We start from the raw sequence: 16,960 nt of genomic DNA on the forward strand, positions 1-16,960 counted from the left end.
GGACCCGCGTCAATGGCGAACGTAGTCGCCGGGAGCCTCGGGCAAGTGTTCTGCCTGCACGGCTTGGGTGCCCATGCGCGGTGGCTCGGATGGCTCGCCGGATCGTCCGGAGAGCCACTTGGTCCATTCGGGCCACCAAGATCCTTCGACCGCCCGCACCATGGTCCGCCATTCATCGGGACCGACATATCTGGCATCCGCTGCCTTGGTCCTGATCCGGTACGTATGCCCTTCTTCGCCCGGAGGAGCCACGATTCCTGCATTATGGCCGCCGCTGGCGAGAACAAAGGTCACATCGGCATCGACCTGATAGTGGATCTTGTAGACGGACTTCCACGGCGCGACGTGATCGCGAACGGTGCCCACCACGAACATCGGCGTATGTATGTCCGACAGCGAGATCGGTTTGCCCTCGACGAGGTATCGTCCGCCGGCAAGGTCGTTGTCGAGGAACAGTTTGCGCAGATATTCCGAATGCATCCGGTATGGCAGGCGCGTGGCATCGGCATTCCAGGCCATCAGGTCGCTTGGCGCGGCCCGCTCCCCCATCAAATAGTCGCGCGTCAGCCGCGACCAGATCAGATCGTTGGAACGCAGCAACTGGAATGCTCCCGCCATCTGCGTGGTATCGAGCACGCCGCGCTCCCACATCATGTCCTCAAGGAACGCAACCTGGCTTTCGTTGATGAACAGCGTCAGTTCACCGGCCTCGGTGAAGTCGGTTTGTGCGGCCAGCAGGCTGATCGACTTCAAGCGCTCGTCGCCATTGCGCGCCATGGAGGCGGCAGCGATCGCGAGCAGCGTTCCGCCGAGGCAATAACCCAGCGCTTGCACCTGCCGACCCGGCACAATACCGCCGATCGCATCGAGCGCCGCGTCAACGCCCAGCTTTCTATAGTCGTCAAAAGCGATGTCGCGATCACCAGCTTCCGGATTGCGCCACGAGATCATGAAGACGGTGAAGCCTTCGCCGGTGAGATATTTGACCAGCGAGTTCTGCGGCGACAGATCGAGAATGTAGTATTTCATGATCCAGGCCGGCACGATCAGAACCGGTTCCGGATGCACCTTGTCGGTGGTCGGGTAATACTGGATCAACTCGATCAGCTCGTTGCGGAACACGACTTTGCCGGGCGATGTGGCGACGGTTTCGCCGACGACAAACTCTCCTGTTGTGATCGGGCCGAGGCCTGCCGAAACCAGGCGTGTCCAGTCGCTCCAGAAATTCTGCCAGCCGCGCAGGAAATTGCCACCGCCGCTCTCCAGCATTCGCCGCAGCACTTCCGGATTGGTCGCGGCGAAATTGGAGGGCGACATCACGTCCAGCATTTGTCGGACTGAGAACTCGACGATTGCCTCGTTCTGCTTCGAGACACCGCGCATGCCCGTGGTCGCGTTGTGCCACCATCGATCGGCGAGCAGAAAGGCCTGGGCCATCAGATTGAACGGTAGTAGTTCCCACTCCGGTCGCCCGAAGCGCTTGTCCTGCGGCTGGGGTTTGATCAGCGACCATGGCCCTTGGCCAGGCGAGAGGAAATGCTGCGACGCGTCGAACAAGCGCCTGACGTTGAGCAGGGCTTGCTGCGCGATCTCGATCTGCCGCTGCGGCGCCGCGGCCAGGTGTAATAGCCAGTCCATATAGGCCAGCGACAGTGCGGCTGGCGAAATGCCGCCGCTCAGGCGTGCCAGCATGGCATGCAAAGCGCGGTCGGCTTGATATGTCTCGGTGCTATCGGCACCTGCCCTCAACGCGGAGACCTGTGGTTCGACCGTGGCTGCCGGCTGCCGGCCATCGCTCTGCTCTGCGGAACGGGGATGAAGCGGCAAGACGGCGACTTCCGCCGTCGGCAGGGTCGATTTCCGGTCCATGCTGGTTAGCCGATCAGTTCAGGGAGCGGCCATTGATCAAATTCGACGTGGCCGCGATCATCCGCTCGCCATGCTTGAACAGCCGCTCGGAGTCACGGCGGAAGAAGTCGAGCTGATGCTGGCCGCATTCCTGGCACATGGTCTGGATGTCCTTTACAGAGTGCGCGCCGGCCATTTTCGCGACGAACTCCGTGCACAGATGCATCTCGGTTCGCGTTCGTTCCAGCATCTCGTCACCGAGAAATACCAGCTCCGCTAACATCATCTTCTGCGCACCGAGCATGAACTCCAACGCGCCCTGGTTCAGCTTGGTGGCTTCGGCTTCCCCATTTGCGACGGTCGGAAAGGAACCGGAAGCTACCCGCTCAGACAGTTCTGCCATGACAATCTCCGATCTCCAGGTTTTCGCCGAAATGATATTGACCGGCTTCGGATCCAACATTGAGGTGCATCAAACTGGCGTCATTGCGACGCCAGCCGCAGCCGAAAGACATGCGACAAGGAACTCACACGGACAAAAAGTCACATCCCGTTCCCGTCCGATATCAGTGCGACATCAGCACCGGTACGGTCATGCTGTCGAACATGCTGCGCGTGACGCCGCCCAGAATTCGCTCCTGCAATCGCGAATGGCCGTACCCACCCATCACCAGGAGACCCATATTGCTTTCGGCCGCGATCGACAGAATGGCGCCCTGAACATTGCCGCGGTCCGTCGTCAGCCGTTGCACCCGGGCGGCAATGCCGCGCCGCGCCAAATGCGCGGCGAGCTGGCCTGAGGACGCTTCGCTCTCCTCCTCATTGACCGCAATCACGGTCACGGCATTCGCGCCCATCAGAAACGGCATCGCATCGCGCAACGCACGGGCCGCAAGGCGGCTGCCGTCCCAGGCAATGCCGACGTAATGGGCGTCAAGCGGTCCCTTATGGATATAGGGAACCATCAGCATCGGCCCACCGGAATTGAACAGGATCTGCTGCGGAATCTCGTTGTCGTAACTGGTTCTTGAGGGGTTGGGCTGCAGCACGATTGTCATGTCGTAAAGCCGGGCAAGCGAGCTGATGGTCCGCCCGGCGTCGGCAGGAATTGTCACGAAGCTCCTGACGCCGTAGGCGATTTTGGCGAGCTTGGCCTCGATCTCGAACATGGCGATCGCGGCGTTCGCTCGTTCCTGGGCGCGATCCTGTTCAGCCCCCATGACGGCTCCAACAGCGGCGGCGCCGCCCTCGACAATCATCCCGACGGCACTCCTCGCTTCATAGCCGATGGCTATCGCATCGAGGTGCGAGCGGCGTGCAACGGTCAGGGCAACAGCGACGTCGATCACCGGCCGCATCTGACGCTCTGAGGGAATATGAACCAGAATGTTCCTGAACATCGCCATTCTCCCACACATTCGCGGGGCGCTGACGGCCCCGTCCCGATTATGCCGGCAAAGATAAACGATGGACGGAGGGCCGAGGTTGACCCACATCAAGCTCGAATTGGCTCCTTGTATCTCAGGAAGCGAATGCGAGATCGCGCGCCGCGGCAAATGTATCACGCCGTGCTATCGCGGAATGATCTGCAGTTCCATTAGCGCCAGTCGTTGCAAGACTACCGGATCGTATTCTCCGTCGCGAGCGGCGCGTAGGATCGCCTCGGCAATAGCCTGAACGTGACTGGAGCTGACCGGTTCGGGAAGCGAAGCCACCGCGGCATCAAATGCCGCTTCCATCACCGAGATAATCTCGGGCGGGAACGACGCATTTGCAAAATCCTTCATGGGGTGGCTAAAAAAGGGAGCGGCTGCCAATGCGTCTAGGGGGCGGGACTGCTATCAGCAGCCGCTTGAGTTTGCTGTGTCATCCCTTGGACACATATTGCATAATTTTCCCGAAAACGAATCGTTCCAAAAATTCACGGAAATCAGACGGACACGGTGTCATTTCGCCTGACAGCTTCGCCATCCGCGGCTTTCATATCTATTTTCAGAGCGACGGATTCTGGTGGAGGTAGCGATCGTCGAACTGCGCCAATTCCCCGAGCTTTGCTTCGTCGAGTACCGTCACCCGGCCCCGGCTGATGTCGACGATCCGCTCCTCGCGCAGTTGCCGGATCACACGGTTGGCATGCACAGGCGTGATGCCCAGCGCCTCGCCGATTTGTTCCTGCGTCAGCGGCATTTCGAAATTGTCGGCCGTTGGCCGGCCGGTAACTTCAAGCCGCCTGCGAAGTTCGAGAACGATGTGGGCGAGCCGCCCCGTCGCCGGTCGCTGCCCGACATTGACGATCCATTCCCGGAACATCGCTGCATCGATCAGCGTGTCGCGCCAGAGTACTTCCGCCAGGTTCGGCTTCGCCCGTGTCAGCGCCCGCAGCGACGCGTGGCTGATGAAACCCAGCGTGCACGCGGTCAAGCTAATGAGATCGTGGTCCATACGGTGCAGGTGCAGGCTCTGCAGGTCGGGAATTTCCCCCGGGATATGGATGGAGAGAATTTGCCGCTGGCCGCTGGCTATGACCTTGGACCGAATGCAGAAGCCTTCGATAACCAGACAACTATCCGTCGGGCGCTCACCGTCCGATACGATCGCTCTACCCGCTTCCCAGTGGCGAATGGCAATCGGTAGCTCGCGTAATGCGGCGATATCTGCCTCCTCCAATCCTGAGACGGTATTGAGCCGCCGCAGCATCGCCGCAAAGACCAGCTCCCGATCCAAAACCCGTGTCTCCTCCGTTTGGACGACTGTCCTTCAGTGAACGCAACGGACCGGCCGGTGCGGGGTTCCCAACAAACGTTAAGGACGCCGCCACCCTGACGTGGAAGGGTTTCAGAACCCGCACGGAGGTCCGTCATGAAGAAGAAACGCAATCGCAGCCGCCCGGCCCTCACGCTTCAGGAGCGGCTGGGCCAGATTGCCCTTCGCGCGCGGGAAGAGGCCGCCGGCCTGCCGCCGGGCCGGGAACGCGACCGTCTCATCGAAATTGCGATGGCAAACGAGGCTGCGGCCAGCATCGACCGCTGGCTTTCCTCCCCGGGCTTGCAGGGGCCCCAAATAATCCAGCTTCGGAATGCCTGGTTTCTCCGCGGCTCGCGGCGCAACCAGATTGAACGAACTCACGCTTGCGTTCTTACTTGGGCTTTTCGGCGCAGACGTGAATGACGTAGAGCGGATTGGAGGACTCGTCGGTTACCTCCATCCGCCAGTCCTTGCCCGGGCGCAATTTTCCGTCGAGATCCTGGATGATCTGTCCCGCGGTTACCGTTGCTTCCCGCCATGCCGCTCGCACGTCGGGTAATTCTTCACCTTCCTCATCAAGTTCGACCCTGTCGTAATACACGTTGAAAAAGTAACGTGGCATGAGGGCATTCCCTTACGGCGCATGCTTCTCGACCCATACGCAACCAAACTCTTTGGCAGTTGCCTACCTGTCGGCCGGCTCCTTCACAACCATCGTCAGTTCCCTCAATGCGTGTTCGATTCCTGCCATTTGTCCGGGTCGGACTTGGTCGTGCCGGACTTCTGTTCCTTTTCAGGATTGCCCTTCCACGGCTTGTCGGTTTGCCTGTGCGTTCCCCAGTCGGTCTGCTGACGCGGGTCGTCTTTGGGAGTTTCCTTGCTCATGCCGCTACCTCCTTGGAAGGATTAGGCGTCAACCCTGCCAAAGGTTCCTGTTGCCTGCAGCGTGCCGCGACGGGGCCAGCCGCAGGATCGCGAGGCGAGGCTCGTGCGAATTCTCGTCAATCCGAAGGAAGTGTCGTTCTCACAATGGCTTAGATTGAATTCTGGAGAATGGAACCGGCGAAAGGCATGGCGATCTCGCGATGAGACGCGAGCGCAGCGTCGAGCAGCTTTTCCTTGCGACGGCGGTAGCCCGGCGGATGCTTGTTTGCTTTGTCCTTCTTTGCTTGCGGCGCATCGTCGGCAAGGCTCGCAAATCGCTTGAGGTCGCGGAGGTCGCCCAATGCGCGCTGCAGCCGTTTTGCCGGCCGATGCAGATGGCGCACTTCGCGGCGACCCCACAGACTGACGGTTTCCGTCAGTGCTTCAAGCATGTAGCGGAACCGTTTGAACTTGATCCGTAGCCGGTGACGGCGCGAGGTGCCCAGGGTCTTCAGCCGGCGTCCCTTGCGGACCAATCGCCCGTACCAGCGGATGAGTTCACGGGCACAATAGATTTGCAGCGCCTCCGCGTCCTTGCGCCGCTGCCAGCGCGCCAGCCATGGCCCTCGCCTGATCCAGCCTGCCATTGCCGAGATCAGACGTTGCGTCCGAACCGAGCGCAGAGCGCGAACCAGTTGGCGGTGGTCCCGCATCTGGCGCTGATCGAGTTGCTTCCCGATCATGCGCTGTGCCCATGCGCGGTATCGCTTGCGGCGCGCATATTCCTGCAGGACATCACTGTCGCGTGCGGCACCGAGCGAGCCATTCAGCCACGCGATCTCCTTCTTCAGACGCAGCCATTCCGCATCGACCACGATCGGTGCGAAGAACGCCACCGCGGAGCGCAACCGCGTGATAGCGATGCGGATCTGATGCACGGCCTCGGCATCGCCGGCGCATGCGCTGCTGTGATGGGCCTTGATGGCCGCGACGCAGTCGAGCGCCATCGCCTGGAATGCGGTTGCACAATCGAGGCTTGCCGCCGCGGGGACCTTGCGCCGGCTGGTCGTTCTGGTCGGCGCCGCCATTGTCAGCTCACCCCCCGCGCTGGCGCGAATAGCGGCACACAGGCATTGCGCAGCGACTGCTCCGGTGTGCCCGAGGCATCGATCATATGCCAATTTATCGCGCCGACCGCCTCCTGTTTCAGGGCGATATGCCGCGTTGCATCGGATGCATCATCCCTGCGTTGCTCGATCCGCGCCAATCTGGTCGCCAGGTCAGCCGTCAGGAATAGGCCGACGAATCGCGCGCCGCGCCCGGCCGCGAGGTCGGCGATTTCGGTCCGCTCCCATTCCTGCAGATACATGGCATCGAGGACGACCGAACAGCCCTGGGCAAGGACGCGCTGCGCGGTGTCCGCAAGCGCGTCGTAGACGCGTTTCGTAATGTCCGCCCGATAGGCGGACTCCGGCAGAGCGGTGGTTTCGCTGGTACCGAACAGGCGCTTGCGAACCACATCCGATCGAACGATGACCGCGCCGGGCGGAGGCTCGATCAGGCCCGCGAGCCCGCGCGCGAGCACCGACTTGCCTGTCCCCGACAGCCCGCCGATCGCCACCAGCAGCGGCGGCTTGGGCATGATGAGGCGTCCGGCCAGATCGAAATAGCGCTTGGCCTCCCGCCACACCGCGTCGCTCTCGTCGGCATGTTCGCTCTTCACGAACAGCACATGCGCGCGAATCGCCGCCCGCACCGACAGGAACAGCGGCAGCAGGCGGAGGCCAGAGATCTGTTCCTCCCTTGCCTCCGCAAGGTAGCGATTGAAGACTGTGCCTGCCGCCGCGCGTTGATCGAAATGGATCAGATCCATCAGCGTAAAAGCGAGATCGTAAAGCACATCCGTTGTGGCGATGACCGGATCGAATTCGATGGCATCGAACAACAGCGGCCGGCCGTCCACCAGGGCAATATTGGCAAGATGCAGATCGCCATGGCAACGGCGCACGCACCCCTGCTCGGCACGCTGCCTGAGCAACGGCTGCAACGTTGTTGCAGTATCGCTGCTCGCAGCATCGAGTTGGTCGACGGCAACGGCATCAAGCCCGCGCACGGTGCGAAACCTTGCGGTATTGCGCTCGATGATCGGTCGAATGGAGGCCAGCCAGCTTTCTCCGTCTGCGCGCGGCACGTTGTCGTGGGATCGCAGAATGGCGTCGGCCGTGGCGGTCGCAAGCGATGCATCGATCGTCTTCGATTTCGCGACACAATCGAGCGACTGCGTCTCGTCGAACCGTGTCATTTCGACCGCCCATTCGACCGGAGTGCCCGAGCCGCCGATTTCGAAGGCGCCGTCGGAATTGCGCGTGATGGCGACGATGCGCCGGTAGAGCTTGGGGGCGTTGCCGGCATTGACTTTCAGTTCTTCCTCGCAGGCGCGCTTGCGCTTCTCCAATGACGAGTAATCGAGGAATGGCAAGCGCACGGCACGCTTGATCTTCAAGGCCCGATCTGCGCCGAGAAAAACCATCGAGGCATGGGTGTCGATCCGCCTGCCGCCCTTGGCCGGACCAAAGCTGGAGCCGTCGAGGAACTTCAGCACCTCCCGCTGCGGGTCGGCCTCGACTCCAGCCGTACTGGCGGGCGGCTGGGCGATCATGGCTGCAGCACGGCCGCGCCGGTGATCTGCCCGGCCCGCAGCTTCGAGAGGACTTCGTTTGCCTGGCGCAACGGAAATACGCTGGTGTGCGTCTTGATGCCTGCTTGCGCGGCGACCTCGAAGAATTCGATGCCGTCATTGCGCGTAAGGTTGGCGACTGAAACCAACTGCCGTTCCTCCCAGAGCAGGTTGTAAGGGAATGAGGGAATGTCCGACATGTGAATGCCGGCGCAGACCACCCGCCCTCCTTTGCGTACGGCGCGCAGTGCCAATGGCACGAGGGAACCGACCGGTGCGTAGATGATGGCCGCGTCGAGCGGCACCGGAGGCAGGTCCTCCGACCCGCCCGCCCACTCTGCGCCGAGCGATTTTGCAAGCCCCTGCGTATCCGTGTCGCCCGCACGGGTGAACGCATAGACCGAACGGCCCTGCCACCGCGCCACTTGCGCAACGATATGCCCGGCCGCGCCGAAGCCGAAAATGCCGAGATGCATCCCCTCGCCCGCCATCACCAGCGAGCGCCAACCGATCAGGCCTGCGCAAAGCAGAGGCGCCATGGCGACATCATCGCCGGCCTCGCCGAGCGGAAAGCAATAGCTGCTATCCGTGACGAGATGCGTGGCAAAGCCGCCGTCGCGCGTGTAACCGGTGAAGCGCGGCCGGTCGCACAGATTTTCGCGGCCGCTTCGGCAATAGCAACATTCGCCGCAGGTATGCCCCAGCCAGGGGACGCCGACCCTCTCACCGATCATGCGAGAAGTCATGCCAGGGCCAAGGGCCTCCACGCGGCCAACCACCTCGTGACCGGGAACGATCGGGTAGGCGATGTCAGGCAATTCCCCGTCGACGACGTGCAGATCGGTCCGGCACACGCCGCAGGCGCCGACCTTGACGCGCACTTCGCCGGGCCCGGGCATCGGTTCCTTTCGCAGCTCAAACTGCAGCGGCGCGCCGGGCGCATTCAGGACCATGGCGTGCATGTCGTCGCTTATCCTCACGCAAGCGTGTGCAGCCTAACCGGTGCGAACGGGAGTACGTTTGATCCTGGTCAATCGAGCCCGAGTGCACATTCTCTAACATGGCGGCGTCAACGGAGCTGCGCCAGCCGCGGCGTTCTGCCATTTCCTGATGGCATGGAACAGGAGATCGTCACATGCGTGCCCACCAGATCATGACCCGCTCCGTTGTCACGATCGCACCTGATGCCACTATCATTGAAGCTGCCAATACCATGCTGCGGCATCATGTCAGCGGGCTCCCGGTAGTCGATGCCGCCGGAGCCCTCGTCGGCATCGTTTCCCAGGGCGATTTCATTCGCCGCAGCGAGATTGGCACGCAGCGCAAGCGCGGCCGCTGGCTCAAGGTCCTGTTAGGCGACTCCGCCGTCGATTACGTTCAAGAACACGGCCGCAGGGTCTCGGACGTCATGACCAGCGACCCGGTCACCGTTACACAAGACGCGACACTGGAAGAGGTCGTCAATGCGATGGAAGCCAACAGCGTCAAGCGCCTGCCGGTGATGGACGGCGACAGGCTCGTCGGCATTCTGTCGCGTACCAATCTGATGCAAGCGGTCGCAAGCCTTGCTCATGAAATTCCCGATCCGACCGCCGACGACGACCACATTCGCAGCCGCGTCTTCGCCGCGATCGACAAGAACGATTGGAGCCCGTTCGGGCTCAACGTTATCGTGCGCGACGGCATCGTCCATCTGAGTGGCGTGATCACCGACGAACGTTCGCGACAAGCAGCCATTGTAGCCGCGCAGAACATCCCAGGCGTGAACAAAGTTCATGACCACCTTTGTTGGGTCGATACCATGTCCGGGATGATCCTGAAGTCGCCGGAGGACATTGAGATGGCAAAGGCGGACTAGACCCGCATCCCGCGGAAGCAACCTATCTGCGCGCGCTCTCGGTCAGGACACGCATGATGTCCCCGCGCGAGATGATCCCGACCAGCCGCTGCTCGGCGTCCAGTACGGGCAGACTCTTCATCCGGTGGTCCACCATCAGCTGCAGGACGCGGGTCAGTTTCGTTGCCGGATCGACATAGATGAATTCCGGCGTCATCACATCCACCACCATCCGCGACAACAGGTCGTCATAGGCCGGCACCATGCGGCCGGGGTTGAAGGCGAAACATTTCAGGAAATCGAAATTGCTCACGATGCCGACAACGTCGTCGCCCTCGCGCACCGGATAGCAGTTGAAATCATCGGCCTCGAACATCCCATGCAATTCGCGCATGGTGTTGTCGCGCGAAACCGTCTTCACTTCGCGCGTCATGTATTGTCCGACGGTTGCTTCGAGAAATTTATGCATGGTGGGTCCTCGCCATTGCAAATTCTCAACGGGACAGGAACGCGCAGCGGCGCGATTCAGTTGCAAGGTGGTGTGTCACGCCGCTCAGCACCCATTCGCGCAATCGCGAGTGACCGTAGGCGCCGGCGATCACGGCGCCCGCTCCGACATTTCCGGCAATCTTCTCGAGCTGCTCGGTCACGTTACCGGCCTTTTCGGGAACGAGGGTGTTCGCCGCAATGCCGTGGCCGCGCAGCCATGCCGCCACGTCGGCAACATGCGAGAGCGCATCCGCGCGACGGTCATCCTGCTCCGGAACCTCCGCAATGGTGACTTCCGTTGCAGCAGCCAGAATCGGCAGAGCATCGAACACGGCCCGGCGTGCTTCCCGCACGTCCTTCCAGGCGATCAGAACGCTTCTCAGATCGAGCCATTCGGCTCTGGATGGCACCACAATGAGCGGCCGGCCCGCCTGCATCACCAGATCGCTTGGATCGGGAGCCACATTGGGGTCCACCAGGGTTTCGGAGCGCGCGCCGACCACGAGGATATCGGCGGCTCTTGCCTGCTGCAGCACGTAGGGCACCGGTAACGTGCGGCTGGCGCGCCACTCCACCGCCGTTGCACGCTTTTCGACCGAAGCACGAAACTCCGATTCAAGTTCCGATAACTGTCGCTCGATAGCAACGGTCTCCTCTTCCAGGAGCTTTTGCGCAAAGGCGCCACTCGCGAAGTACATCGGCGGCCTGAGATCCGAGGCAGCAACGCCAATGATTCGCGCTCCGAATCGTTCGGCGATATCTCCGGCAACCCTGAGGCAGGCATCGTTGGGTCGGTCCAGCGCCAGTCCGACCATGATGGTTTTGTAGTCCATTACCTGCTCCACGCCTTGGGACGAAATGCCGTGCGGGCGCTGCCCGCACGGCGACATCCTAGAGGGCGGCACCGATTTGAAGCTGACCTAGATCAAGAATCGCGTTGGCCTCTTTGAAGCATCAGCCATCGCAGCCAGCGCGTCGGTGGAAATTCGAAAATTACACATATTATCAAATAGATGCTGAGCCTTTATGATGTTGCTTTACCGCTGTTTCCCATGCCCGATCCAATGCGGTATCTGATGAGCCAGAGCAGTCCGGAAGGCGAAGCATGTTCAACGCCGATCGACCCTTTCAAGATCAAGACCCACTCGAGCAGAACGTGCGCAGCGGTGCCGAGGGGGCATGCGTCGGCGCGTGGGATCTCGAGCTATCGACCCTCAAGTTGAGCTGGTCCAGCGCCGCGCGGAAGCTCTTCGGCGTCGAGTTGGATGCCCCTGTCGATTATGACCTCTTCCTGTCCCTGCTCGATGCGCAGGATCGCGACCGAACGGCCGAGGCTGTACAACAGTCGATCGCTACCGGATGCAGTTTCGATGTTCAGTACAGGGTGCGCCGGCACTCGGATGAAGGTCACTGGGTGCGTGCGCTGGGCACGACCGTCAATGGTCCCGACGGCGCTCCCGCCCGGCTCAGCGGCGTGATGATCGACATCAACCGCGAGAAACGTCTTGAGGACGCGGTCCGGACGCGCGAGCGGCACTTTCGCTCGATTCTGGACACGATTCCGGACGCGATGATCGTGATCGACCAGCATGGAATCATGCAGTTCTTCTCCAGCGCCGCCGAGCGTCAGTTCGGTTACAGCGAACCCGAGGCGATCGGGAGGAACATCAGCGCGCTGATGCCAGAGCCGGACCGCAGCCGTCACGACGGCTATATCGCGCGTTACCTGAAGACCGGCGAACGGCGCATCATCGGCATCGGGCGTATCGTCACCGGCATGCGCAAGGACGGCACCACATTTCCGATGCATCTGACCATCGGCGAGATGCATTCCGCGGAAAGGCCCTTCTTTACCGGCTTTGTCCGCGACCTCACCGAGCAGCAACAGACCCAGGCGCGGCTGCAGGAGCTGCAGTCCGAACTGGTCCACGTCTCCCGCCTGAGCGCAATGGGCGAGATGGCTTCTGCCCTCGCCCACGAGCTCAACCAGCCGCTGTCGGCGATCAGCAATTATATGAAGGGATCGCGCCGCCTGCTGGCCGGCAGCAGCGACGCCAACGCGCCGAAAATCGAAGTCGCGCTCGATCGCGCCGCGGAGCAGGCGATCCGTGCCGGCGACATCATCAGGCGGTTGCGCAATTTCGTCGCCCGCGAAGCGTCCGAGAAGCGCGTCGAAAGCCTTTCAAAGATGATCGAAGAAGCCGGCGCGCTCGGGCTCACCGGCGCCCGCGAACAGGGCGTATTCCTGCGCTTCAACCTGGATCCGACCTGCGATCTCGTGCTTGCCGACAGGGTCCAGATCCAGCAGGTGCTGGTCAATCTATTCCGTAATGCGCTGGAAGCGATGGCGGCCTCGACGCACCGGGAGCTGATTGCCTCAAATATCAGGGCTGCAGACGACATGATCGAAATTGCCGTTTCCGACACCGGCTCCGGCTTCGCCGGCGATGCGCTTACACACCTGTTCCAGCCATTTTTCACAACGAAAGAGGCCGGCATGGGCGTCGGCCTTTCCATCAGCCGCACCATCATCGAAACCCATGGCGGGCGGATGTGGGCCGAAACCAACAGCTCCGGTGGCGCGACCTTCCGCTTCACGCTGCCCGCCGCGCATGCCAAGGATATGACCGATGCCAGCGAACGCTAAGGTTTATGTCATCGACGACGATCCGGCGATGCGCGACTCGCTGGATTTCCTGCTGGGTTCGGCCGGCTTCAGCGTCCGTCTTTTCGATTCCGCGCAGGCTTTCCTGAACGAGGTTGCGAACCTCGAGCCCGGCTGTGTAGTCACCGACGTACGCATGCCCGGCATCGACGGCATGGAACTGCTGCGCCAACTGAACGCGCGGCCGCGAAAACTCCCGGTGATCGTCATGACCGGCCATGGCGACGTGCCGCTGGCCGTCGAAGCGATGAAGCTCGGGGCGCTCGATTTCCTGGAAAAGCCGTTCGAGGACGACCGGCTGATCGGCATGATCGAGGCCGCCCTTGCGGAACGCGAGAGCAACTTGAAAGGCGAAGCGTTGTCGGCCGACATGGCAGCGCGCGTCGCCAGCCTCACCCAGCGCGAACGCCAGGTGATGCAGGGGCTGGTGACGGGCCAATCGAACAAGGCCATCGCCCGGGAATACGACATCAGCCCGCGCACGGTGGAGGTCTACCGGGCAAACGTGATGACCAAGATGCAGGCCGGCAATCTTTCCGAACTGGTGCGGTTTGCGATCCGGGCAGGCTTCGTCGAAGATTGAGGCAGGTCAATTCGGCGGCTGGAAAAGCCTCTACTCTGTCGGCATGATCGACACCCGCCACAGTGCCACAGATAAAGCCAGCGTGGGCCTTCCGCCCCGGAAGGCGATGGTCTACGTCGTCGATGACGATTACGATGTCCGGACGTCGCTGCGATTTCTGCTGGAGACCGAGGGTTTCGACGTCCGGACCTTCCGCAGCGGAACCGCGCTGCTCGGATCCTCCACCCGCAATCGAGCGGATTGTCTCGTGATTGACTACAAGATGGCGGAGCTCGACGGCCTGGAACTGGCCTATCGGCTGCGAAGGCTCGACGTTTCAACCCCGATCATTCTGATCACGGGCTATCCCGACCAAGGCATCTCGGCCAAGGCCAGTTTGGTCGGCGTGCGCCACGTGCTCTTGAAACCCAACCTGGACGGCAACCTGGTCGATTGCGTTCGAAACGCCATCAATGCGCCGAACGCGGCGAACCAGTCCTGAAGCCGGTCGGCTCCCCTCCGTAAAACCCCGTAGGGGATCTCCCTTAGGATATCGCCCCAAATATCGGGCAGCTAAAATCCCAATTACACCAAAGCCATCCCGCATCGAGGAGATGGCAAATGCTCACCCAGACGATCACCGCCGCGGCAGTCCCGGCAGCCAAGGTTTTCCCCGCCCCGCGCGCCCAGAGTGTTCCAGCCGTTGATCAGTTCAGCGTGATCGCGACCTGCGCGGGTGTGATCGCCACCGAATTCTCCTACCGCAAGGACGAGGAAATCTACGGCGAGGGCGAGCCTTGCGAATACGTCTATCAGGTGGTCCGCGGCGCGGTGCGCACCTACAAGCTCCTCAACGACGGACGGCGGCAGATCGGCGCATTCCACCTGCCCGGCGACGTGTTCGGCCTCGATGCCGGTACGGCCCATCGCCTGACGGCTGAAGCGATTGGCGAGACCACGGTCCGCCTGGTGAAGCGGCGCAGCCTCGAAGCCGTCGCCGGATCGAATGTCCAGGTAGCCCATAACCTCTGGATCATGACCGCAAGCGACCTCCGGCATGCCGAAGACCATATGCTGCTGCTGGGCCGCAAGACCGCGATGGAAAAAGTTGCCACCTTCCTGCTGGAGATGGACCGCCGGCTCGCCAAAGCCGGCATGATGGCGCTGCCGATGTGCCGCCGCGACATCGGCGACTATCTTGGCCTGACGCTCGAGACCGTTTCGCGGGCGCTTTCACAACTCAGCGACCAGGGCATTCTGGTGTTCTCCAGCGCCCGCCAAATCGTGCTACGCAATCGCCAGCGACTGGCGGATCTGGACGCCTGAGAGTAAGCTGGGGCAAAAGCCGGAAGGATGGGAGGTGCCGGATGAACAATTATCGCGTCTCCTTCTACAAGGATCTCTGCAATTCCGACGGGCACAGCTTCAAATGCCTGCAGCGCCAGATCGATGTCCAATCGGACGAACCTTCCCAGGCGATAGTGCTGGCAGAGCGGTTGGTGGATAACGAACGCCTCAACGCCGATTGCGTCGAGGTCATGCACCTGAGCGGTCATCATGAGTTCGAACATCCCGCGGTCTATTCGCCCGTGCGCAGCAAGCATTCATGGAACCGCGTCGCGTAAGGAATTGATCGCGACGTTAATTGAAGCTCGAGCACTTGCGAGCCTGCGCGGTCGGCTGCCCCCGCCGTACCATGTAATCTCGTGCTGGCGTCGATTTGATCCACGTCAATGCGAAACCGGCGAAATGCGGAGATGGTCGATCTACATGCCGGACGAGGATGTCCCGCATCACTCGGCGATCTCGCCGTTTTCTCCTAAGACTGCCCCGCCATCGTCGGTTGTAGCGACCGCGTTGCGGGGCATTTTTATGGATGTCCGCAAATCCGGATCACACTTCCAGCTCGCGGACGGCCTTGAAGCCATGCGAAGCCGCCTGCAACGCCTCGTCGATATCGGCTGCACGATGCGCCGACGACAGGAACATGTTGTGCTGGGGATGAAAGAACGCGCCGTGGCGTAGCGCGGCCGAGCAGAACGCCCTGCCCTTGCGTACCTCCGGATCGCCCTCGAACAGCATCAGCGGCATCGGCGGCGGACCGCTCTGGCGGATGGCTATGCCATGTTCACTCGCCAGCGCGGCCAATCCCTCACGCAGCCTCAAGCCCATCGCACGGATATGTCCGGGCACATCGGTCTCGCGCGCGATCCGCAACGTCGCCCGCGCCGCCGCCATGGCCACCGTGCCGCACCAGAACGATCCGGTGACGAATATTTTGGTGGCGGCTTCGCGGAAGCGATCATTGCCGGTAACAGCGGCGAGCGCGTAGCCGTTGGCAATCGCCTTGCTCCAGGCGCACAGGTCCGGACGCACGCCGAGCGATTCCCAACTCCCTCTGATATCAAGGCGCAGTCCCGCTCGCACTTCATCGATGATCAGAGCGGCGTTGGCCGCATCGCAAGCCGCGCGCGCAGCTTCGGCAAATTCTTTCGTCGGCAATTCGAGATCGCGTCCCATGTCGTGGCGGAAAGCCGTCACCAGGATCGCGGCGAGATCCTTGCCCGCTTGCTCGACGGCCGCTTGCAGGCTCTGGACATCGTTGTACTCGAAATGCAGGAGATGCGCGCGGTCCTCGGCCGTCACGCCGGCAACGCTCGGCGAGCACCATGGCAGCGCGCCGTGATAGCTGCCGCGCGCGACCAGCACCTTGCGGCGTCCGGTGCCGGCGCGTGCGATCGTCACGCAGCTTGTCGTCGCGTCGCCGCCGTTCTTCTGAAACATCGCCCAGTCCGCATGCGGCAGCATGGCGACGAGATCCTCGGCAAGCTCCACCATCACCTCGCCCGGACCGTTCAGGCAGTCCCCTTTGGCAGCCTGCGCCGCGGCCGCCGCCTGAACTTCGGGATGCCGATGGCCGAGCAGGATCGGCCCCCAGCTGCACATGAAATCGATGTACTCGCGCCCATCGACGTCGCGCACGCGGCACCCCTCAGCGGAGGCGAAGAATTGCGGGTAGCCTTCTGGAAGCCGCGCGGCATTCAGATGGCCCCACATGCCACCGGGAACGACCCGCTGGGCCCTCGCTCGCAAGGTCGCATCCGCTGTCTGCGTTTCGCTTAACCGCGCTATGTGCTGGGTCATGACGTTCTCGTGATGCATTTCGTTTGACAGAACCGAGCCTCAGTGGCGCGGGCGTCACGACCATCAAACCATCGCGCATGACAGGCGACAAGGTCCCATAGCCGGCCTGATCACAAATGCGCGGTTCCC

20 protein-coding genes are annotated in these 16,960 nt (G+C 61.9%); 7 read left to right on the top strand and 13 right to left on the bottom strand.

Translation table 11 applies throughout. The features are described 5' to 3' along the window. Nucleotides 1-9: 9 nt before the first annotated feature. The 5 genes from LMTR21_RS20800 to LMTR21_RS20820 all read right to left on the bottom strand — a co-directional run bounded on the left by LMTR21_RS20800 (nt 10) and on the right by LMTR21_RS20820 (nt 4,572). Entirely contained in the window at nt 10-1,869 is a 1,860-nt protein-coding gene (locus LMTR21_RS20800) for a PHA/PHB synthase family protein (protein WP_065756123.1), read from the bottom strand. Nucleotides 1,870-1,882: 13 nt separating this feature from the next. Next, a complete protein-coding gene (locus LMTR21_RS20805) occupies nt 1,883-2,308 on the bottom strand; it encodes a hypothetical protein (RefSeq protein ID WP_148635990.1) in 426 nt (141 codons plus the stop codon). Nucleotides 2,309-2,414: 106 nt separating this feature from the next. Further along, entirely contained in the window at nt 2,415-3,248 is an 834-nt protein-coding gene (locus tag LMTR21_RS20810) for a universal stress protein (protein WP_065756323.1), read from the bottom strand. Nucleotides 3,249-3,419: 171 nt separating this feature from the next. Further along, nucleotides 3,420-3,635, bottom strand: a complete 216-nt coding sequence (locus LMTR21_RS20815) for a hypothetical protein (RefSeq protein WP_057833869.1) — start codon at nt 3,633-3,635, stop codon at nt 3,420-3,422. Between the two features lie 205 nt (nt 3,636-3,840). Then, nucleotides 3,841-4,572: a Crp/Fnr family transcriptional regulator gene (locus LMTR21_RS20820; RefSeq protein WP_065756122.1), complete on the bottom strand. Its 732-nt coding sequence runs from the start codon at nt 4,570-4,572 to the stop codon at nt 3,841-3,843. Between the two features lie 135 nt (nt 4,573-4,707). Between LMTR21_RS20820 and LMTR21_RS20825 the strand changes: the two genes are divergently transcribed. After that, complete coding sequence (locus tag LMTR21_RS20825; RefSeq protein ID WP_187399152.1) at nt 4,708-5,016, top strand: hypothetical protein; 309 nt, start codon at nt 4,708-4,710, stop codon at nt 5,014-5,016. On the opposite strand, the gene LMTR21_RS20830 is transcribed toward LMTR21_RS20825, so the two are convergent. From LMTR21_RS20830 to LMTR21_RS20845, 5 genes are all read right to left on the bottom strand, one after another. Next, nucleotides 4,985-5,215 (bottom strand): DUF6894 family protein, encoded by a 231-nt coding sequence (locus LMTR21_RS20830; RefSeq protein WP_065756120.1) that lies wholly within the window; start codon nt 5,213-5,215, stop codon nt 4,985-4,987. The two genes, LMTR21_RS20825 and LMTR21_RS20830, sit on opposite strands and share 32 nt — an antisense overlap. A 104-nt stretch (nt 5,216-5,319) precedes the next feature. After that, nucleotides 5,320-5,478, bottom strand: a complete 159-nt coding sequence (locus LMTR21_RS40145; RefSeq protein ID WP_187399153.1) for a hypothetical protein — start codon at nt 5,476-5,478, stop codon at nt 5,320-5,322. Between the two features lie 149 nt (nt 5,479-5,627). After that, complete coding sequence (locus LMTR21_RS20835; protein WP_065756119.1) at nt 5,628-6,545, bottom strand: CHAD domain-containing protein; 918 nt, start codon at nt 6,543-6,545, stop codon at nt 5,628-5,630. A 2-nt stretch (nt 6,546-6,547) separates the two neighbouring features. Then, nucleotides 6,548-8,116, bottom strand: a complete 1,569-nt coding sequence (locus tag LMTR21_RS20840) for a bifunctional aminoglycoside phosphotransferase/ATP-binding protein (RefSeq protein WP_065756118.1) — start codon at nt 8,114-8,116, stop codon at nt 6,548-6,550. Beyond that, nucleotides 8,113-9,096 (bottom strand): zinc-dependent alcohol dehydrogenase family protein, encoded by a 984-nt coding sequence (locus LMTR21_RS20845; RefSeq protein ID WP_065756117.1) that lies wholly within the window; start codon nt 9,094-9,096, stop codon nt 8,113-8,115. The genes LMTR21_RS20840 and LMTR21_RS20845 overlap by 4 nt, the downstream gene beginning before the upstream one ends. 173 nt (nt 9,097-9,269) lie before the next feature. Here LMTR21_RS20845 and LMTR21_RS20850 point away from each other — a divergent pair, with 173 nt between their 5' ends. Beyond that, entirely contained in the window at nt 9,270-9,992 is a 723-nt protein-coding gene (locus LMTR21_RS20850) for a CBS domain-containing protein (protein ID WP_065756116.1), read from the top strand. Between the two features lie 22 nt (nt 9,993-10,014). On the opposite strand, the gene LMTR21_RS20855 is transcribed toward LMTR21_RS20850, so the two are convergent. Next, complete coding sequence (locus tag LMTR21_RS20855; RefSeq protein ID WP_065756115.1) at nt 10,015-10,440, bottom strand: CBS domain-containing protein; 426 nt, start codon at nt 10,438-10,440, stop codon at nt 10,015-10,017. A 25-nt stretch (nt 10,441-10,465) separates the two neighbouring features. Then, nucleotides 10,466-11,293 carry a universal stress protein gene (locus LMTR21_RS20860; protein WP_065756114.1) on the bottom strand — a complete coding sequence of 276 codons (828 nt, stop codon included), beginning with the start codon at nt 11,291-11,293 and terminating at the stop codon, nt 10,466-10,468. A 272-nt stretch (nt 11,294-11,565) separates the two neighbouring features. On the opposite strand from LMTR21_RS20860, the gene fixL reads away from it, so the two are divergent. From fixL to LMTR21_RS20885, 5 genes are all read left to right on the top strand, one after another. Then, a complete protein-coding gene (gene fixL, locus LMTR21_RS20865; protein ID WP_065756113.1) occupies nt 11,566-13,107 on the top strand; it encodes a sensor protein FixL in 1,542 nt (513 codons plus the stop codon). Continuing rightward, nucleotides 13,091-13,708 carry a response regulator FixJ gene (gene fixJ / locus LMTR21_RS20870; RefSeq protein WP_065756112.1) on the top strand — a complete coding sequence of 206 codons (618 nt, stop codon included), beginning with the start codon at nt 13,091-13,093 and terminating at the stop codon, nt 13,706-13,708. The genes fixL and fixJ overlap by 17 nt, the downstream gene beginning before the upstream one ends. Before the next feature lie 43 nt (nt 13,709-13,751). After that, nucleotides 13,752-14,189: a response regulator gene (locus tag LMTR21_RS20875; protein ID WP_084030966.1), complete on the top strand. Its 438-nt coding sequence runs from the start codon at nt 13,752-13,754 to the stop codon at nt 14,187-14,189. Nucleotides 14,190-14,308: 119 nt separating this feature from the next. After that, nucleotides 14,309-15,013, top strand: a complete 705-nt coding sequence (locus LMTR21_RS20880) for a helix-turn-helix domain-containing protein (protein ID WP_065756111.1) — start codon at nt 14,309-14,311, stop codon at nt 15,011-15,013. 41 nt (nt 15,014-15,054) lie between these two features. Further along, on the top strand, nt 15,055-15,312 hold the full coding sequence (locus LMTR21_RS20885) for a hypothetical protein (RefSeq protein WP_065756110.1): 258 nt from the start codon (nt 15,055-15,057) through the stop codon (nt 15,310-15,312). A 268-nt stretch (nt 15,313-15,580) separates the two neighbouring features. Here the strand turns inward: LMTR21_RS20885 and LMTR21_RS20890 are convergent, their stop codons facing one another. After that, entirely contained in the window at nt 15,581-16,831 is a 1,251-nt protein-coding gene (locus LMTR21_RS20890) for an aminotransferase class III-fold pyridoxal phosphate-dependent enzyme (protein ID WP_065756321.1), read from the bottom strand. Between the last annotated feature and the right edge of the window lie 129 nt (nt 16,832-16,960).

This window comes from Bradyrhizobium paxllaeri (assembly GCF_001693515.2).
GTDB classification, from domain to species: Bacteria; Pseudomonadota; Alphaproteobacteria; order Rhizobiales; family Xanthobacteraceae; genus Bradyrhizobium; species Bradyrhizobium paxllaeri.

What these genes read in the sequence shown, in the direction of transcription:
- LMTR21_RS20800 (WP_065756123.1), bottom strand. Translation starts at nt 1,869, where the DNA reads ATGGACCGGAAATCGACCCTGCCGACGGCGGAAGTCGCCGTCTTGCCG.
- LMTR21_RS20810 (WP_065756323.1), bottom strand. Translation starts at nt 3,248, where the DNA reads ATGTTCAGGAACATTCTGGTTCATATTCCCTCAGAGCGTCAGATGCGG.
- LMTR21_RS20815 (WP_057833869.1), bottom strand. Translation starts at nt 3,635, where the DNA reads ATGAAGGATTTTGCAAATGCGTCGTTCCCGCCCGAGATTATCTCGGTG.
- LMTR21_RS20825 (WP_187399152.1), top strand. Translation starts at nt 4,708, where the DNA reads ATGAAGAAGAAACGCAATCGCAGCCGCCCGGCCCTCACGCTTCAGGAG.
- LMTR21_RS20830 (WP_065756120.1), bottom strand. Translation starts at nt 5,215, where the DNA reads ATGCCACGTTACTTTTTCAACGTGTATTACGACAGGGTCGAACTTGAT.
- LMTR21_RS40145 (WP_187399153.1), bottom strand. Translation starts at nt 5,478, where the DNA reads ATGAGCAAGGAAACTCCCAAAGACGACCCGCGTCAGCAGACCGACTGG.
- LMTR21_RS20835 (WP_065756119.1), bottom strand. Translation starts at nt 6,545, where the DNA reads ATGGCGGCGCCGACCAGAACGACCAGCCGGCGCAAGGTCCCCGCGGCG.
- LMTR21_RS20840 (WP_065756118.1), bottom strand. Translation starts at nt 8,116, where the DNA reads ATGATCGCCCAGCCGCCCGCCAGTACGGCTGGAGTCGAGGCCGACCCG.
- LMTR21_RS20845 (WP_065756117.1), bottom strand. Translation starts at nt 9,096, where the DNA reads ATGCACGCCATGGTCCTGAATGCGCCCGGCGCGCCGCTGCAGTTTGAG.
- LMTR21_RS20850 (WP_065756116.1), top strand. Translation starts at nt 9,270, where the DNA reads ATGCGTGCCCACCAGATCATGACCCGCTCCGTTGTCACGATCGCACCT.
- LMTR21_RS20855 (WP_065756115.1), bottom strand. Translation starts at nt 10,440, where the DNA reads ATGCATAAATTTCTCGAAGCAACCGTCGGACAATACATGACGCGCGAA.
- LMTR21_RS20860 (WP_065756114.1), bottom strand. Translation starts at nt 11,293, where the DNA reads ATGGACTACAAAACCATCATGGTCGGACTGGCGCTGGACCGACCCAAC.
- fixL (WP_065756113.1), top strand. Translation starts at nt 11,566, where the DNA reads ATGTTCAACGCCGATCGACCCTTTCAAGATCAAGACCCACTCGAGCAG.
- fixJ (WP_065756112.1), top strand. Translation starts at nt 13,091, where the DNA reads ATGCCAGCGAACGCTAAGGTTTATGTCATCGACGACGATCCGGCGATG.
- LMTR21_RS20875 (WP_084030966.1), top strand. Translation starts at nt 13,752, where the DNA reads ATGATCGACACCCGCCACAGTGCCACAGATAAAGCCAGCGTGGGCCTT.
- LMTR21_RS20880 (WP_065756111.1), top strand. Translation starts at nt 14,309, where the DNA reads ATGCTCACCCAGACGATCACCGCCGCGGCAGTCCCGGCAGCCAAGGTT.
- LMTR21_RS20885 (WP_065756110.1), top strand. Translation starts at nt 15,055, where the DNA reads ATGAACAATTATCGCGTCTCCTTCTACAAGGATCTCTGCAATTCCGAC.
- LMTR21_RS20890 (WP_065756321.1), bottom strand. Translation starts at nt 16,831, where the DNA reads ATGACCCAGCACATAGCGCGGTTAAGCGAAACGCAGACAGCGGATGCG.